At 71.7% G+C, this 16,247-nt stretch carries 14 protein-coding genes; 6 read left to right on the top strand and 8 right to left on the bottom strand.

Annotated features, from left to right (window positions below; all coding sequences use genetic code 11):
* Positions 1-20: 20 nt before the first annotated feature.
* Positions 21-1,058, top strand: coding sequence for a selenide, water dikinase SelD (gene selD / locus NF557_RS11825; protein WP_252619588.1), 1,038 nt, complete (start codon positions 21-23; stop codon positions 1,056-1,058).
* A gap of 12 nt (positions 1,059-1,070) precedes the next feature.
* On the opposite strand, the gene NF557_RS11820 is transcribed toward selD, so the two are convergent.
* Both NF557_RS11820 and NF557_RS11815 read right to left on the bottom strand, forming a co-directional pair.
* On the bottom strand, positions 1,071-2,006 hold the full coding sequence (locus tag NF557_RS11820) for a class I SAM-dependent methyltransferase (protein WP_252619586.1): 936 nt from the start codon (positions 2,004-2,006) through the stop codon (positions 1,071-1,073).
* Positions 2,003-3,352 (bottom strand): LCP family protein, encoded by a 1,350-nt coding sequence (locus NF557_RS11815; RefSeq protein ID WP_252619584.1) that lies wholly within the window; start codon positions 3,350-3,352, stop codon positions 2,003-2,005. The genes NF557_RS11820 and NF557_RS11815 overlap by 4 nt, the downstream gene beginning before the upstream one ends.
* A gap of 110 nt (positions 3,353-3,462) precedes the next feature.
* Here NF557_RS11815 and NF557_RS11810 point away from each other — a divergent pair, with 110 nt between their 5' ends.
* Positions 3,463-4,428, top strand: a complete 966-nt coding sequence (locus NF557_RS11810; protein WP_256855737.1) for a glycosyltransferase family 2 protein — start codon at positions 3,463-3,465, stop codon at positions 4,426-4,428.
* Positions 4,429-4,513: 85 nt separating this feature from the next.
* Here the strand turns inward: NF557_RS11810 and NF557_RS11805 are convergent, their stop codons facing one another.
* From NF557_RS11805 to NF557_RS11795, 3 genes are read right to left on the bottom strand one after another with little or no spacing between them, the layout of a single operon-like run.
* Positions 4,514-5,152 (bottom strand): CoA transferase subunit B, encoded by a 639-nt coding sequence (locus tag NF557_RS11805; RefSeq protein WP_252619582.1) that lies wholly within the window; start codon positions 5,150-5,152, stop codon positions 4,514-4,516.
* Position 5,153: 1 nt separating this feature from the next.
* On the bottom strand, positions 5,154-5,942 hold the full coding sequence (locus NF557_RS11800) for a CoA transferase subunit A (RefSeq protein ID WP_252619581.1): 789 nt from the start codon (positions 5,940-5,942) through the stop codon (positions 5,154-5,156).
* A gap of 48 nt (positions 5,943-5,990) precedes the next feature.
* Positions 5,991-6,704 (bottom strand): TIGR03089 family protein, encoded by a 714-nt coding sequence (locus tag NF557_RS11795; protein WP_252619579.1) that lies wholly within the window; start codon positions 6,702-6,704, stop codon positions 5,991-5,993.
* A gap of 61 nt (positions 6,705-6,765) precedes the next feature.
* Between NF557_RS11795 and NF557_RS11790 the strand changes: the two genes are divergently transcribed.
* Positions 6,766-7,734, top strand: a complete 969-nt coding sequence (locus NF557_RS11790) for a DNA-3-methyladenine glycosylase family protein (RefSeq protein WP_252619577.1) — start codon at positions 6,766-6,768, stop codon at positions 7,732-7,734.
* A 4-nt stretch (positions 7,735-7,738) separates the two neighbouring features.
* Here NF557_RS11790 and NF557_RS11785 read toward each other — a convergent pair whose 3' ends face one another.
* Together NF557_RS11785 and cofD are read right to left on the bottom strand one after the other, a co-directional pair.
* Positions 7,739-8,824, bottom strand: a complete 1,086-nt coding sequence (locus NF557_RS11785) for a coenzyme F420-0:L-glutamate ligase (RefSeq protein WP_252619576.1) — start codon at positions 8,822-8,824, stop codon at positions 7,739-7,741.
* Between the two features lie 10 nt (positions 8,825-8,834).
* Positions 8,835-9,821: a 2-phospho-L-lactate transferase gene (gene cofD, locus NF557_RS11780; protein ID WP_252619575.1), complete on the bottom strand. Its 987-nt coding sequence runs from the start codon at positions 9,819-9,821 to the stop codon at positions 8,835-8,837.
* 211 nt (positions 9,822-10,032) lie between these two features.
* On the opposite strand from cofD, the gene NF557_RS11775 reads away from it, so the two are divergent.
* Genes NF557_RS11775 through NF557_RS11765 form a run of 3 tightly spaced genes read left to right on the top strand, consistent with a single transcriptional unit; the run spans position 10,033 to position 15,702 of the window.
* Positions 10,033-10,287 carry a WhiB family transcriptional regulator gene (locus NF557_RS11775; protein WP_252619574.1) on the top strand — a complete coding sequence of 85 codons (255 nt, stop codon included), beginning with the start codon at positions 10,033-10,035 and terminating at the stop codon, positions 10,285-10,287.
* 17 nt (positions 10,288-10,304) lie between these two features.
* The gene (locus tag NF557_RS11770) at positions 10,305-13,532 is read left to right on the top strand and encodes a glycosyltransferase (protein ID WP_252619573.1); all 3,228 of its coding nucleotides are present in this window, start codon (positions 10,305-10,307) and stop codon (positions 13,530-13,532) included.
* A gap of 37 nt (positions 13,533-13,569) precedes the next feature.
* Complete coding sequence (locus tag NF557_RS11765) at positions 13,570-15,702, top strand: DUF5719 family protein (RefSeq protein WP_252619572.1); 2,133 nt, start codon at positions 13,570-13,572, stop codon at positions 15,700-15,702.
* Between the two features lie 8 nt (positions 15,703-15,710).
* On the opposite strand, the gene NF557_RS11760 is transcribed toward NF557_RS11765, so the two are convergent.
* Positions 15,711-16,124 (bottom strand): metallopeptidase family protein, encoded by a 414-nt coding sequence (locus NF557_RS11760; protein WP_252619571.1) that lies wholly within the window; start codon positions 16,122-16,124, stop codon positions 15,711-15,713.
* Positions 16,125-16,247 lie beyond the last annotated feature (123 nt).

Raw genomic sequence — 16,247 nt, 5'->3', positions numbered from 1 at the left:
GCGCCTGACAGACTGGCGTCATGAGCAGCACAGGAACACAGGGACAGTATGCCGCGCCACGGCTGACGCAGTTCGCCGCCGGAGGGGGGTGCGCGTGCAAGATCCCTCCGGGCCTCCTGGAGTCCCTGGTCTCTGGGCTCCCCAGTGCGGCAGGTGCTCCGGGGGCCGCGGTGCTGGTCGGCACACAGACCGGTGACGACGCGGGGGTCGTGCAGCTGCGCGAGGACCTGGCGGTGATCAGCACCGCCGACTTCTTCACGCCCGTGGTGGATGACCCCTATGACTTCGGGCGGATCGCGGCAGCCAACGCGCTCTCCGACGTCTATGCCATGGGTGGTCGGCCGGTGATGGCGGTCAACCTGGTGGGCTGGCCCCGCGCGACACTGTCGGAGGAGGCACTGGGTGCGGTCTTGCGCGGTGGTGCCGACATGCTGGCCGAGGCCGGCTGCCCTCTGGTGGGCGGGCACTCCATCGACGACCCCGAGCCAAAATACGGCCTGGCGGTGACCGGCGTCGCACACCCCGACCAGCTGCTCCGCAACGACACAGCGCGTCCGGGGCTGCCACTCACCCTCACCAAGCCGCTCGGGATCGGGGTGCTCGGCAACTGGCACAAGCAGACCGGGCAGCAGTCACCGGCAGCGATCGAGGCGATGACGACCCTGAACGCCGCCGCGGCCGAGGCGGCCCTGGCCGCCGGACTGCGGACCGCGACCGACGTCACGGGCTTCGGACTGCTGGGCCACCTGCACAAGATGATGCGGGCCTCAGGCACGACCGCGAGGCTGGATGCGGCGGCCGTGCCCTATCTAGAGGGAGCGCGCCAGGCCGCCGCGGACGGGTTCATCAGCGGCGGCACCCGGCGGAACCTGGAGTGGGTCAGTCCGCACCTGGGCGAACCGGACGTGGACGAGGTGGAGCTCCTGCTGCTCGCCGACGCCCAGACCAGTGGTGGGCTGCTGCTGGTCGGCGAGGTAGACCTGCCCGGTGCGGTGGTCATCGGTGAGGTGATGCCGGGCCGCGGGGAGCACACCGTCGAGATCACGTCCGGGTCCTGAGCGAGTGGGGCGTCAGGCGCGCGTCGTGACCAGGTGGGCCTTGACGACCAGCAGCTCCTTGATCGGCACCTGGTCATAGGGCGGCACTAGCCGTAGGCCATCGAGCGAGCGTGTGGGGCGTCGGGTGAGCTTCTCACGGGTGACGCGCCACCCCGTCTGTGACAGGAGCTCGCGGTAGTCACCGATGCGCAGCCTGTTCTGAAAACCTAGACGGTTGTTGGTCAGACGCCAGCGGGTGGGCGACATGGTCAGGAAGTGGAACTCGGTGATCCGGGGGTCAAACCCCGCGTAGTGGTCAGCCAGGTCGATGTAGTGGCTCATCCGGGCGCTCTTCGAGCCAACTCGGAGGAACTCACGGAAGATGCCGGCGAGGATCTCGGCGGGGATGTGCTCGAGCGTGTTGTTGGAGACCAACAGGTTCGAGCCGTGCGCCTCAGGCACCTGGGACAGGTCCTGGGCGTCGGCGATGACCGGGCGGATCCCCATCGGCTCGAGCAGCTGAGCGGCCGACGAGGGCGGGGGCGCGAGGAGGAGCTCACGCAACCGGGCCATCCGCTCGGGGGAGGCGGCCGTGATGGTGCCTGCAGCCTCGAGCTGGCTCAGACGCTGCATGGCCAGCCGCACCCGCGCTGCGTCGAGGTGCTGGCCGGTGTCGATGGTGACCACGGTGCCTCCGTGGACCGCCAGTCCCAGCGGCACGATAGGAAACCAGCCGGTGCCGATCTCGACGGCACGGGTCTTGAGCAGGGGGCGGTCACCCGGGTTGCCCAGCGCCCGCAGGTGCTGGGTGACGTGCCGCCACTTTGACAGGAAGTAGTCCTCGCTGAGGTAGGCCCCGCGCATCCGTCGCCGGAGGGCGTCGTCCAGGGCCGCGGCCCTCGGGGCGGCCGCCAGCGCGCCCTGGGCCGCCGCCTTGACCCACCACCGGTTGAGCGGAGCCCTGGTCATGGCTCGATGGAGAGCGGGGCACCCGTGCGCAGTGCGGTGAACAGGTCGGCGGCCGCGACCTCGTCCCACAGGACCGAGGAGCCGGCCGCGGTCTGATAGTTGGTGTTGGCCACCGGAACGGTCAGTGACTGACCGTTGCCGTCGGAGATCGAGCGCATCCCGAGTGCGATCCGGCCGGCCTCCCACATGGAGGTGTCCTCGCCGAGGGCTATCGCGGAGCCGGTCGCCGTGCCCACCTGGTGCAGGCGCCATGGCACGAGCACGGTCGCGGGCTTGGCCATCTCATGGGTCAGTGCGGCCAGGAACTCTCGCTGGCGCTCCACGCGCCCGAGGTCGCCGCGGGGGTCGCCGTAACGCATCCGGACATAGTTGAGAGCCTCCTTTCCCGCCAGCTCCTGGCAGCCTGCGGGCAGGTCCAGGCGGGTCTTTTCGTCGGTGACCGGCTCATCGAGACACATCCGCACCCCACCGACGGTGCCCACCACCTCGACGAACCCGCCGAAGCCGATCTCGAGATAGCCGTCGATCCGCAGGCCCGTTGACTGCTCCACGGTGTCGACCAGCATCTTCGGGCCACCGATGGAGTAGGCGGCGTTGATCTTGTTGGACCCCTGCCCCGGGATCTCCACATAGGAGTCGCGGGGGATCGACAGCAGCACCGGGTCGCCGCCGTCGGGCAGGTGCAGCAGCATGATCGTGTCGGCGCGGGCGCCCTCGGTGTGCCCGGTCACGAGGTCGTTGCGCTCGTCGCGGGTCAGGTCCTCGCGGCTGTCCGTGCCCACCAGCAGGAAGTTGCTGCCCGATCCTGCGCCGGGACGTGCCGCATTGGTGGGGGTGGAGTCGACCCGGTCGATGGAGGACCAGATGCTGGCGACCGCCCAGATCATCGAGGCCACATAGGCAAGCACGATGAGGAGCAGGAACGCCATGACCCGGCGCAGGCGGAAGCGTCGACGGGTGGGCCGGCGGGGCGCGCCGCCACGCGGGGGTCCGGGGCGGCCCCCGTGCCGTCCTCCGCCGTCGTAGTCCCCAGCGTCATAGCCGCCACCCTCATAGTCCGCACGGCGACCGGTCCTGCCGCGGGGCGCCTCGGCATACTCGACCTCCTCCCACCGCTCGTCGGCGAACTCGTCGTCCGAGTAGCCGTAGTCGGCAGCGGTCGCGCGCCGGCCGGTAGGCAGCTCGCGGGTCTGGTCAGCCCAGTCGTCATGAGCCTGCGGGTCCCAAGCGTCCTGCGACGAGCCCGTCCAGCTGTCATAGGGCTCGGGGTCGCGAGGGCGGGCCCGGTCGCCGCGCGGGCTGCGCGGGATCGGGCGGGTCCAGTCGTCCTCGGGGCGGTTTGGCACGCCGACAGACTAGGCCGTGGACCTGTGTGCTGGTGACTGCCCACGCCGAGGCATGCGCGGCGGAGCCGCTGCCCGCCCGACCGGACGGTGGCACGGGTAGCCTCGTGCGGGTGAGTGACCAGCACCCTCCTGTCTCCGTCATCATGCCGATCCTCAACGAGGAGCGGCACCTTGCTGAGGCGGTCCGGTCGGTGCTGGCGCAGGAGTATGCCGGGGAGCTGGAGGTCGTGCTCGCCGTCGGTCCGAGCCAGGACCGCACCCAGGAGGTGGCCGAGGAGCTGGCCGCAACCCATCCCCGGGTCACGCTGGTCGTCAACCCCTCCGGGCGCACACCCGACGGCCTGAACGCAGCCCTGGCTGCGGCGCGCCACGAGATCATCGTGCGGATGGACGGCCACGGGGAGCTGTCCGACGGCTACATTGCGACAGCGGTGCGGGTGCTGCTCGAGACCGGGGCCGCGAACGTCGGCGGCGTGATGGTCGCGGAGGGGCAGACCGACTTCGAACGTGCCGTCGCCTGCGCGATGCGCTCCCCACTGGGACTCGGAAACGCGCGTTTCCACCTCGGCGGTAACGCCGGGCCCGTGGAGACAGTCTTCCTCGGGGTGTTCCGGCGGGACTGGTTGCGCCGCGTGGGTGGTTACGACACCACGTTTGCGCGCGCCCAGGACTGGGAGATGAACCACCGGATCCGTCAGCTCGGCGGCACGGTCTGGTTCACTCCCGAGCTGAGGGTCACCTACCGGCCGCGTCCGGATCTGGGAGCCCTGAGGCAGCAGTACTTCCGGACCGGCCAGTGGCGTCGCCGGGTCATGGAGGAGCACCCTGAGACGGTGAGTGCGCGCTATCTGGCACCACCGGTCGCGGTGGCGGCGCTCGCCGCCGGCGCCGTAGGCGGCACGCTCTGGCGGCCGCTGTGGCTGGTGCCGGCAGGATATGCCGTCGCGGTGGCTGTCGGTGGACTCGTGATCGGCGCCCCACACGGACCGCGGGTCGCAGCCCGGATGCCGGCCGTCCTGGCGACCATGCACCTGTGGTGGGGAGCCGGGTTCCTCAGGGGGACCCAGCGGGACTGACCATGGCGAAGGCCCGGACCGCCCGGTCCGGGCCTTCGCCTGTTGCCTAGCGGTTGGTGCTGGGGGACCGCCGCGAGCCTGCCGCTCAGGCCAGGTCGACGACGAGCGTGGGCTCGGTCTTCTCCTGGACCTCCTCGGGCGTGACACCCTCGGCCACCTCACGCAGCACCAGTCCCTCAGGGGTCACGTCGATCACGGCGATGTCCGTGATGATCCGTTGCACGACGCCCAGCCCGGTGATCGGCAGCGAGCACTCGTGGACGATCTTGAAGCTGCCGTCCTTGGCGGTGTGCTCCATCAGCACGATGACCCGCTTGGCGCCGTGGACCAGGTCCATCGCGCCGCCCATGCCCTTGATCATCTTGCCCGGGATCATCCAGTTGGCGATGTCGCCGCTGACGGACACCTGCATGGCGCCCAGGATGGCAGCATCGACCTTGCCGCCGCGGATCATCCCGAAGCTCAGCGCGGAGTCGAAGAAGGCGGCTCCCGGTCGGACCGTGACGGTCTCCTTGCCGGCGTTGATCAGGTCAGGGTCCTCGGTGCCCTCCACAGGATAGGCGCCGACGCCCAGGATGCCGTTCTCGGACTGGAGGACCAGCTCGACGTCGTCGGGCACGTAGTTGGGCACCAGGGTCGGCAGCCCGATGCCCAGGTTGACATAGTCGCCGTCGGCGAGCTCGCGGGCGGCGCGCTCGGCCATCTGCTCACGGGTCAGTGCCATCTCAGGCCTCCTTCTGGGTCGGCGCGGGCCGGGTGGTGCGCTTCTCGATGCGCTTGTCCTTGGCCTGCTCAGGGGTCAGCGGCAGGACGCGTTGCACATAGATCCCGGGCAGGTGCACCGAGTCGGGGTCGATCTCGCCGGGCTCGACGAGCTCCTCGACCTCGGCGACGCTGATCTTGCCGGACATGGCGCACAGCGGGTTGAAGTTGCGGGCGCTGTGGCGGAAGACCAGGTTGCCGTGCCGGTCACCCTTCCAGGCGCGGACCAGGCCGAAGTCGGCCACGATCGACTCCTCCAGGACGAAGGTGCCGGGCTGCCCACCGAAGTCGAACTCGCGGGTCTCCTTGGGCTCCGAGGCGAGGGCGATGCTGCCGTCGGCGTCGTAGCGCCACGGCAGGCCGCCCTCGGAGATCTGGCTGCCGACACCGGTGGCGGTGTAGAAGGCGGGGATGCCGGAGCCACCGTTGCGCAGCTTCTCGGCGAGCGTGCCCTGCGGGGTCAGCTCGACCTCGAGCTCGCCGGAGAGGAACTGCCGGGCGAACTCCCTGTTCTCACCCACGTAGGAGGCGATGATCCGACGGAGGCGCCCCGCACTGAGGAGGATGCCCAGACCCCAGTCGTCGACACCACAGTTGTTGGAGACGACCTCCAGCTCCTTGGTGCCCTTGGCGAGCAGTTCGGCGATCAGCACGGAAGGCACCCCGCCGAGACCAAACCCGCCCACGGCGAGAGTCATCCCGTCCTCGATGCCTTCGACGGCTTCCGCTGCGTTCTTGACAACCTTGTCCATGGGACCGAACCCTACCGGCGCCCGGGGACAGGTCTGAGCCGGGGGCGGTCAGGCGCGCAGCGTCACGCCTTCGGAGGTCATCCGGGAGTCGTCGGCAGCGGGGGCGGGGCCGCGGACCAGGACCAGGGAAGAGCCGGTGGCCAGCGCGTGAAGCAGGTGCCCCAGGAGTGCGTATGCCGATTCGCCGCTCACCAGCACCCGTGACCCGTCCGGCCACTGGGCCGGGGCAAACAGCTCTTGGTAGATGACCCGGTCACCGTCGTGGACCAGGGCGTCGTCATCGGGTTCCGGCTCGTCCCAGGCGTGGAAGGCGTCGCCGAAGCTGGAGATCTCCCTGGCCTCGTCCATCACGCCGGTCCGCAGGTCACCAGGATACTCCCGGGCCAGTCCGGCAAGGGTGACAGCGACCACCTCGTCGGCGTCCTCAGCCGTCGACGAGTCGGGGTCGGTGGTGACCAGGACGTCCGCGCCCTCGTGCGGGTCCAGGGTCAGTGTGGCTCCGACCGCCCAGACCGCGAGAGCCCAGTAGCAGGTGCGCCAGTGCGGGCTCGGCAGGTCGATCAGCACGACCGACCCACGCTGCACGTCCAGCCCCTCCTGGAGCGCGTTGGCGGCCTTGGCCACCCAGGTGCCCAGGACGCGCCGGGAGATCTCGATGCGCTCGCCCTGGGTCGGTCCGGGGGCGTCGTCATAGAAGGTGATCGCGGGGCGGGTCGCGTCCTCGTCGATCCGGAGGACCAGCGCCTGGTGTGGGGTGAGCACGTGGTCACGTTAGCCGAGACCAGGTCGCTGACGTGTCAGCAGGGCATGCCATGGTGGCCTCGTGACAGCCACAGCCTCAGCCCGGCCGCTCGCGCGGCGCTGGGCCCCTGGGCGCCCGGTTGATGTCGCAGCGACCTGGGGGACGCTTCGACGAGGAGCCGGCGACCCGACCTGGAAGACCGCTGACGGCGTGCTCTGGCGCGGCATCCGCACCCCCCTGGGTCCGGCCACGCTGCGACTGGAGACCCAGCACCATGACAGGTGCCTCATCGCCCACGCGTGGGGTGCACCGGAGGTTGCGGAGTCGCTGCTGGAGCGCCTGCCCCAGATGCTCGGTCAGGACGACGACCCGTCCGGGTTCGAGCCACGCCACGACGTGGTCGCCGCGGCGCTGGCCCGCCGCGGAGCGGGCTGGCGGGTGCCCCGGACCGGACTGGTGCTGGAGGCGCTGGTCCCGGCGATCATCGAGCAGAAGGTCACCGGGCAGGAGGCCTTCGGCGGCTACCGGCGTCTCGTGCGGAGGATGGGTGAGGTTGCCCCGGGGCCGGGTGCCCAGCTGGGCCTGTATGTCGCGCCGGACGCCGCGCGGATGCGGCACGTCCCCTCCTGGGAGTGGCTGCGCATGGGTGTCAGCCCGCAACGGGCGGACACCCTGATGCGCGTCCTGCGGGTCGCCGATCGTCTGGCCGACGTCTTGGACCTGCCTCTGGCGCAGGCTCATCGGCGTCTGCGCGCAGTGCCTGGAGTCGGCGTCTGGACCTCCGCAGAGACCGCCCAGCGGGCCCTCGGCGACGCCGACGCGGTGAGCTTCGGTGACTACCACGTGGCCAAGAACATCGGGTGGGCGCTCACGGGCTCTGCGGTCGACGACGACGGTCTGGCAGAGCTGCTGGAGCCCTACCGCGGCCATCGCTACCGGGTCCAGCGCCTGCTCGAGCTGTCCGGCGCGATGCGTCCTCGCCGGGGTCCGCGGATGGCGCCACGAACCCATCTGCCGGTGCGTGAGGCCAGGGCCGATCCGGCCCTGTGACCTGTCAGCTGTCGGTGGAGCGAGCCACGGCGACACCTTCGAGCCGCTCGCCGGCGAGCGCAACCGCCAACCGCGCGCAGACCCGACCCGCCACGAACGGGTCCGGAGCCCGCACCACGAGCGTCGTCGTCCCCGAGTGCTGGTCCACGTCCACCACCGCCGCACCCTCGCCGTGCAGCGCGAGCCGGACCGCGCGGGCCATGCGGTCGGCGGCCTCCTCGGGCAGGACGGAGGCGATGCCCACCTCCTCGGCGGCTGGTGACCCGGGAGGGACGCCGAGGGCCGCGCGGACGGCTTCCGCGCCGCCCTGGGCAAACCAGTCCCCGGGTCCGGTGCGCACCAGGGACCGGGCGCCGGCAGCCCCCGGGTCGCTGACGGTGCCGACCGCCAGGCCGCGGACCAGTGCCACCGGCACCCCACCGGACTTGCCCTTGACCAGGTCGGCGGCCGCGGCGATCTCGTCAGCCACGGCCCGCGCCGTCACCGTGAGCGCGCGTCCGTCGGCGTCGACGCCGCCACGCAGGTCGTCCAGGACCTGCACGGAGCAGGCCCCGAGGGCGAAGTCGGTCTGACCGTCGCGCCAGGGCCGTCCGGCCGTGTCGGTGACCACGATCCCCAGGCGGGGTAGGGGGTGTGGGGCGTGCGCTGTGAGCAGCTCGGCATACAGCTGGCGTGCGGCCAGGTCCGGGTCGGTCGGCAGCAGGAGGACCCCGTCCCTGTCCCCTGTGTTGGACGCGTCGATGCCGGCCCCGGCCATGACCGGGCCGGCGAGGGCCTCCACGATGCGGGTGGTGCCGTGGGCCGTCCGGCGCTCGGCCACGACCCGTCGGCTCTGCTGACGCACCAGGGTCTCGCGGTCCTCGAGAGGGCCTCGCAGGTCCTGTGCCTTGGAGATGATCTTGCTGGACACGGCGAGCACGTCACCGTCGCGCAGGGTGAGCCCGGCCTCGACGAGGGCTGACCGGATGAGACTGCCCAGGTGGTCGCCGGACACCACCTCGGGTATGCCGACGAGCGGATAGATCGTCACGGTGCCGGTGGGCGGTTGGCCAGCAAGCAGGGGCTGACGTGGGTCGGGTGCGTCCGTCATGGCACGCGGCTCAGGCGGTGCGTCGGGCCGCGAGGTCGGTGGCCAGGTCCAGCGCGGCACCCGCGATGCGGGCGGCCCCCGGCACGTCACGCATCCGCAGGTCGAGGGCGCGGACGTCGAGGCGTGGGACGCGGACACTGCCCGCGTCGGCGTCGTCGACGAGCCACCCGTCCAGGAAGTCGGCATAGAGACCAGCGACCCCTGCCGCGCTCACCTCGACGTCGAGGGTGGCCAGGCAGGCGTCCGCGTGACCGCGCACGGGGGCACCGCCGATGATCGGGCTGACGCCGACGACGGGGGCCCGGGAGCCACGCAACGCGTCCCGGATGCCCGGGACGCCCAGGATGATGCCGATCGAGACGACCGGGTTGCTGGGCGGCAACAGGACGACGTCGCACGTGCGCAGGGTGTCCAGGACCCCAGGGGCCGGAGTGGACTGGGCCAGGCCAGCGACCGTGAAGCGGTGTGCCGGAACGGCTGCCTGCAGCTGGACCCACCACTGCTGGAAGTGCACCGCGCGCTGCCCACCCTCGTCGTCATCGATCACGACATGGGTCTCGATCGGGGTGTCGGTGGCCGGCAGCAGCCGCACCCCCTGGCCCGGCAGCCCCCACCGCCCTGCGAGCCGAGCGGTCACCTCGGTGAGTGACATGCCCTGACCGAGCCACTGGCTCCGGGCGATGTGGGTGGCGAAGTCCGCATCGCCCAGGCCGAACCACTGCGGCTGGGCGCCGAGCTCAGCCAGCTCACGCTGGACGGTGTGCGTCTCCTGGTCCCGTCCCCACCCCTGTGCCTCGTTGATGCCGCCGCCGAGGGTATAGAGGATGGTGTCCAGATCAGGGCAGATCCGCAGGCCAAACAGGGTGATGTCATCGCCGGTGTTGCCGATGACGACAACCTCGGTCTCCTGGTCTTCGCGCACCTCGCGCAGCTCGTGGACCAGGCCGCGGACGAAGCGTGCGCCGCCGACTCCACCGGCGAGTGCGGCGATCCTCATGTGGTGAACCTCATGGGTCGATCCTCGCACCGCGACAGGCCAGGGACCGCACCGGACCGCCCGAAAGGCCCTCCACGTGAGGTCACAACGTGCGAGGTCAATGACCGTTAGCAGATCCGGGCTTGACGAATGTGGATGACACGCGTGTAATTCTCTTGTTGTCACTTGTGCTGGTCGAGGGTTTGGAGGAACCGTGCACGAGCTGGAGATCATGACATTTCTGACGAGCACCGACACCGAGGCAGAGGAGGCCTCCTGGCAGGAACGCGCCCTGTGCGCACAGACTGACCCGGAGGCCTTCTTCCCGGAAAAGGGCGGCTCGACGCGTGAGGCCAAGAAGGTCTGCGTCGGCTGCGAGGTGCGCGCCGAGTGCCTGGAGTATGCCCTGGCGCACGACGAGCGCTTCGGCATCTGGGGCGGTCTCTCGGAGCGAGAGCGCCGCAAACTCAAGAAGCGCGCCGTCTAGAGGCGGCCGCCCACATCGTGCCCGCCACACCTGTGACCCGGGTGCGCGATCGTCCGCGCGTCCGGGTGGAGGACCTGACGGTCCTCCTGCTGACGCACCCCGGTGGCCCCGTCGTCCTGCAGGCCCTCGACGCCCTCTTTCTGCAGGAACGACGCCCCGACCGCATCGTGCTGACCGGCCTGACCGCCGATGATGCCGAGATCGTCGAGGCCCGGGCGCACCCGCTGATCGCCGTGGACGGTGTCGAGCTCCTGGTGCGTGAGCCACTCGTCCCCCCGGACGAGGAGGCAGAGCTGTGGCAGGTCATCGAGGACGCACGTCGTGACCTGGACGCCCGACCCGAGCACTGGATCTGGATCCTGCACGACGACTCCGTCCCCGATCCCGAGGCGCTGACCAACCTGATCGAGGCCACCCGCAGCTCCAGCGGCGTGGGGATCGTGGGGCCCAAGCTGGTCCGCGCCGACGACCCACGACGGTTGGTCTCGGTCGGGCACCGGATCACCCGGGGCGGCCGGATCGTGGACTCCCAGGTGGCACGCGAGCTGGACCAGGGCCAGCACGACCAGCGCGTGGACGTGCTCGGGGTGCCGCTGCCCGGCATGCTTGTGCGCAGCGACGTGCTCCGCGACGTCCGGGGGATCGACAAGGCGTTCGACGAGGGCGCCGAGGGGCTCGACCTGTCCTGGCGCAGCCACCTCGCGGGGCACCGCGTCGTGGTCGCGACCGACGCCGTCGTGCGCCAGGGCGAGAACGGACACCCGCCTGCCACGCTGGCGACCAGGCGCCGCACCCGACAGATGGCCCTGGCCCGCGGCTCGTGGTGGTCTGCGCCGTGGCGCGCGGTCACCATCCTCGTGACGTCCGTGCTGGCGGGCCTCGGACTCCTGCTGGTGAAGAGACCCCACGAGGCCGCTGCCGAGTTCGCCGACACCGGGGCGGTGCTGTCACCGTGGCGCGGGGCGGGCGCGCGGTGGAGGTTCCGGGGTCGCACCCGGGTGCGCCGCAGCCACCTCTCCGGCCTGTTCGCACCGGCCTCCAGCGGCTGGCACGGCACCGCGGACACCGTGCACGGGGCGCTCGCGGGCCGCGACGCGCGCCGCGTCCGCAGCGGGGTGGAGACCGGACCCGTCTCAGCAGATGCAGAGTCACTGGAGTCGACTCCCTCACGGCTGAGGTCGCTGTGGAGCTGGCCGCTGACCCTGGCCGTGCTGGTCGGTGTCGGAGCAGCACTGGTCCGCTGGCGCGACCTGCTGCCCTCCCTGTCGGGTCGCGGCTACGGCGTCAGCGGTGGCGTGACCTATCCGGTGGGGACCGACGCAGCGGGCCTCTGGCACGCCTGGGCCGGCCCCTGGTCGGGCGCCGGTCTGGGCAGCGCGGAGACCGCTGCACCGTGGCTGCTGCCCATGGCTGGTGCCACCTGGCTCGTGGAGCAGCTTCCCTGGGTCAGCGCGAGCCAGTCACCCGCCGCGGTGGCCCTCACCTGGATCCTCTTCGCCGCCATCCCGCTCTCGATCGTGTCGGCCTACCTCGCGACGAGGATCGGGGTGCGCGCGCGCTGGATCCGCGCGTTGGCCGGTCTCGTCTGGGCGGGGATGACGCCGTTGTCGGCCGCCGTCGACCAGGGACGGTTGGGTCCGGTGATCGCCCACGTGGCCCTGCCTCTCATCGTCGCCGGGGTGATGGTGGCGGGCTCGCGCAGGCAAGGAGCTCAGCGCACCTCCGCAGCGTTCGCCACAGCCCTGCTGGCCACGCTGGTCGGTGCCTTCACGCCGGCTGTGCTGGTGCTGGTCAGCCTCGCCGGACTGCTCCTGCTGCTCTTCGGTCCAGGATGGGGCCGCCTGCGCGGGCTGCTCCTTGTCGTGCTGCCCTGGGCGCTGTCCGGGCCGTGGCTGCGAGAGGTCCTGGCTGATCCGAGGTTGCTGCTCGGCGGCGCCGGTGCCACCACCGCTGGACAGTCGGCGGCGGACCCCTGGCAGACGCTGCTGCTGCATCCCGGTGGCGGGCTCTCACCGACGCTCTGGTGGACCGTTCCCCTGATCCTGCTGGCCATCGGCGCCACTGTGCGTCGCGGTCACCGGGGGCGGCGGGCCGGTGGCCTGCTGGTCGGAGCCCTGATGGGCCTGGCTGCTGCGATCGCCGCGCCACTCATCCAGGTGGGTGTCGTCCCGGTGGGACACCCCGCCGCGGGGGACCCGGTGTCGGCGTGGCAGGGCCTGTTCGTCAGCGTGACCGCTGCCTGCCTGCTGCTCGGCGCAGCCCAGGCGGTCGAGCTGCCACACCCGGCCGGCCGCGCCTCGTGGCACGCGCCGGTGGTGACCGTGCTGACCGGTGTCGTGGCCTTTGCCGGGCTGGGGACGCTCGCGTGGACGGTCTGGGCCGGCGTCGGTCCGCAGCTCGAGGTCGCCACCCGCCCCTATCCGGCGGTCGTGGATGCCCAGGCCAGTGGCCCCGAGTCGCTGCGCATCCTGGACCTGAGCGTGGAGGACGACGCGGTCACCTATCGCCTGGCCGGGCGGGAGCCCGGCCTGTGGGTGCGCGACCATGTCGCTGAGGTCGTGGCCAGCAGCGACCGGGGGGCAGCGCGTGACGCGGACGCCCGCCCCGGGACCGCGGCCAACGGAGCTGACTCGCTGGAACCGGGTCGGGTCGCTCTCAGCGACGCCGTGTTGGCCCTCACCGAGGGAGCCAGCGCAGACAGCCCGGTGTCAGCTCACCAGGCACTGCTCGACCTCGGTGTGGGCTATGTCGGACTGCGGGCGTCCGAGGACGACCCGTTGATCGCCTCGCTGGACGCCACAGAAGCGCTCACGAGGGTCAACTCGACCGATGACCTGCTGCTGTGGCGCGTCGGCAGCTCCGGGGACGGCACTGTCCTTGTGCCACCAGCGCGAGTCACGCTCGTGAATGGTGCGGGCGACGCGCTTGGCATCGTGCCGGTCGACGGACCGCACAGCGTCCTGCGCAGCAGCATCGAGACCGCGCCGGAGGGCACCGCGGCCCTCGTCGTCTCCGAGGCGCAGGCCTGGGCCTCGGTGGCGCAGGTCCGCGCCAGTGGAGTCGTCCTCGAGCCGGTGGCCGGTGAGTGGCCGCTGCGCTATCCGGTGACCGCGGGCGCGGCGGAGCAGATTCAGATCGAGCTGCCCCAGCAGGACCTGACGTGGCGCCTGGTGACGGCTGGGCTGTGGACGCTGGTGCTCTTCCTGGCGCTGCCGTTCGGCTCTCGGCGCAGGAGGCCCTCATGACGGCACGACACCCGGTGCGAGACGGAGGCGGACTCTGATGCCACGCAGACGCAGACGAACTGACAAGGGATCCGACGCGCAGCAGCCCCGCGTCGACGACTTCTTCTATGGCAACCCGGACGCCCCGGAGGACGCAGCCCAGGGGGGCGAGACACCCCACGGGGACGGGCGCTCAGACGGTGACGCGGACGGCCCGCCGAAGGGCGCGGAGCCGGAATCTGCCGACGCGCCAGCCTCTGGCGACAGGCCCGACGAGAGCTCCGCGCCGAGTGAGGAGCAGGACGAGCGGGCCACTGAGCCGGAGTCGGTGGCCGACCAGCAGGGCACGCGAGCCGACCGGCCGGTCGGGCTCGAGGTTGAGCAGGTTGAGTGGGCCGATGAGCGGGATCCATGGGTGGAGGGGCCTGCGGAGCCTGACGAAGACGGCGAGCAGACTGGCGGGCAGCGAGCGCAGAGGGAGGAGGACTTCGCGCTGCGAGGCCGCGGACACCCCGAGGACGACCCGGCTCATCCCGACCACGACGCGCTGGCTGCCGCCCGGCGCCGCCGACTGCGAGCAGGCGGCCGCTGGGGCCGCTTGGCCGTGGTAGTGGCCGTCGCAGGCACCCTCGTCTGGGCCGCGGGCTCGGGACAGATCGGATCGGTTGACCTGGCCCAGGCGCTGGGCCATGAGGAGAGCACGCCGGGGGAGTCACCCCAGACGGCTGGGTTGTCGGTGATCACGGACGCCGGCGTGGCCTGTGTCGGCCCGGAGCTGGTTGGCCTGGATGACCCATCTGTGCCCGAGTCGGAGCAGACCATCTCGGTCTGGGCGGGCAGCGCGCCGAGTGAGGCACTGCCCGAGGGGATCACGCCGACCGGGGACGGAGCGGTCACGTTGGACGTCATCGCCCCCGGGGGCGCGGCGGGAGAAGCCGCAGAGGGTGACGCGCAGGAGGACGCCGGCGAGGGTGCGGCGGAGGACCCTGGCGGGAGCCCGGCGGAGGACCCTGGCGGGAGCACGGGGCAGAGCGCGCAGACCGCCATCCGTGGGGACGCCGCGAAGCTCGCGGTGTCGGGTGCCCACTGGGTGAGGGTGGGGGCGGCCGGCTCGATGGGCGCGGGACTGGCTGCCTCGCAGGTCTCGGTGAGTCTGCAGGAGCAGGAGCGTGGGCTGGCCACGGCTGCCTGCCTGGAGGCACGCGACGACACCTGGCTGGTGGGCGGCGGCAACGAGGTGGGACGGGTCGAGCGCTTGGTGCTGGTCAACCCGACGGGCAACCCGGTCACCGCGGACGTCGAGGTCCTCGGGGCGCTGGGCGTTGTGGAGGTCGCCGGCGGCCGTGGAGTGGTCGTGCCTGCCCACGGGCGGCAGGTGCTGCTGCTGGATGCACTGGCACCCGGCGAGGACCGGCCGGTGGTCCACGTGACGAGCGTGGGCGGGCCCGTCATGGCGGCACTCGGTGAACGCTGGCTGGAGGGCACCTTGGACCGGGGGCGCGAGCTCACGACCGGCACCGCCGCCCCCGCGACCAGCTTGCTCATCCCTGCTGTGCCGGCCCCTCGCGCGGACTCCGCTGACACCGCCCAGGTGCGCGTCGGTGTGCCGGGTGCAGAGACGGCGGTCGTGCAGCTGCGTGCCCTGACCTCCGAGGGTCCGGTGCGGGTGGCCAACGACGTCACCACGGTCAACGCTGGAGCGGTGACCGACATCGACATCTCCGACCTCCCGGTGGGCACGCACGCGATTGAGGTGGTGGCCGACACGCCGGTCGTCGCTGCCGCACAGGTCCAGCGCCGCACCGACCCGGAGTCCGTCGGGGATCTCGCCTGGGTGCCGGCGGTGGCGCCGACCGACGGCCTGCTCGGAGTGCCGCTCGCCCACCGCGGCGACCAGGAGCTGGGTCGTCAGCTCTCGGTGGCCTCGCTCGAGGGCGCAGGTCTGGCGGTCGTCTCGGTCAGTGGCGGTGTCTCCGAGAGCGCGCCGCTGGAGGTCCCCGCCGGAGGCCAGGTCGCCGTCGCGCTCGACCCCGAGATCGAGGGCATCTGGCTGCAGGTGACGAACGGGTCCGCCTCTGCGGCGGTGATCACCTCGGTGGAGGACGAGCTGGGCACTCTTGTTGCGGGCCTGCCCGTGCCTGAGGCGCCGCTGACCCGACAGGTGCGCTCGGTCGCTCCCTGGCTGCCCTGATCGGGCGGTCAGGCCAGGTCCTCGGGGTTCATCCCCAACATGCTGGCAACCTGCTCGGCCAGCACCTCGTGCACCAGACCGGCGAGGTCTTCGCCAGGAGACCTCATCTCCACGGGCCGGCGATAGACCACGACCCGCGCGGGCAGGGAGCCCTCGGCGGGGAAGAGGCGACCCAGTGCCGTGCCGGACTCCCACGGAGCAGGGTCAGCGGGCGGGACGTCCTCGACGGCGAACTCGAGCCCGGTCAGCTCGTGCCCGAGTCGGTGCTCGATCAGCTGCACGGCATCGAGGACAAGCTCGTCGAAGCGGACCGACCGGCTCGTCATGACGGGCACCGGGGGCCATGCCACGGGGCCGCGCAGGCCCCGGCCGCGGCGGTCGCGCCGCCGCGGGGTCGGTTCTGGTCCCAGAGGTCCTGCCACGCACCGCAGTCTGCCACCCGTGCGGTCGGGCGCCACCGACCCGGGAGGTTGTCGATCACCCCGACGCGCGGAGGCGGTCGGTCGCTTCCACCGAAAGTGGTGGCACCGACCCGGCACCCTCTC

The sequence above is a fragment of the Ornithinimicrobium cryptoxanthini genome (assembly GCF_023923205.1).
GTDB lineage: Bacteria > Actinomycetota > Actinomycetes > Actinomycetales > Dermatophilaceae > Ornithinicoccus > Ornithinicoccus cryptoxanthini.
This window is presented reverse-complemented; position numbering and strand designations above follow the sequence as displayed.

What these genes read in the sequence shown, in the direction of transcription:
- NF557_RS11785 (WP_252619576.1), bottom strand. Translation starts at nt 8,824, where the DNA reads ATGACGGACGCACCCGACCCACGTCAGCCCCTGCTTGCTGGCCAACCG.
- NF557_RS11800 (WP_252619581.1), bottom strand. Translation starts at nt 5,942, where the DNA reads ATGGACAAGGTTGTCAAGAACGCAGCGGAAGCCGTCGAAGGCATCGAG.
- NF557_RS11765 (WP_252619572.1), top strand. Translation starts at nt 13,570, where the DNA reads ATGCCACGCAGACGCAGACGAACTGACAAGGGATCCGACGCGCAGCAG.
- cofD (WP_252619575.1), bottom strand. Translation starts at nt 9,821, where the DNA reads ATGAGGATCGCCGCACTCGCCGGTGGAGTCGGCGGCGCACGCTTCGTC.
- NF557_RS11820 (WP_252619586.1), bottom strand. Translation starts at nt 2,006, where the DNA reads ATGACCAGGGCTCCGCTCAACCGGTGGTGGGTCAAGGCGGCGGCCCAG.
- NF557_RS11775 (WP_252619574.1), top strand. Translation starts at nt 10,033, where the DNA reads ATGACATTTCTGACGAGCACCGACACCGAGGCAGAGGAGGCCTCCTGG.
- selD (WP_252619588.1), top strand. Translation starts at nt 21, where the DNA reads ATGAGCAGCACAGGAACACAGGGACAGTATGCCGCGCCACGGCTGACG.
- NF557_RS11805 (WP_252619582.1), bottom strand. Translation starts at nt 5,152, where the DNA reads ATGGCACTGACCCGTGAGCAGATGGCCGAGCGCGCCGCCCGCGAGCTC.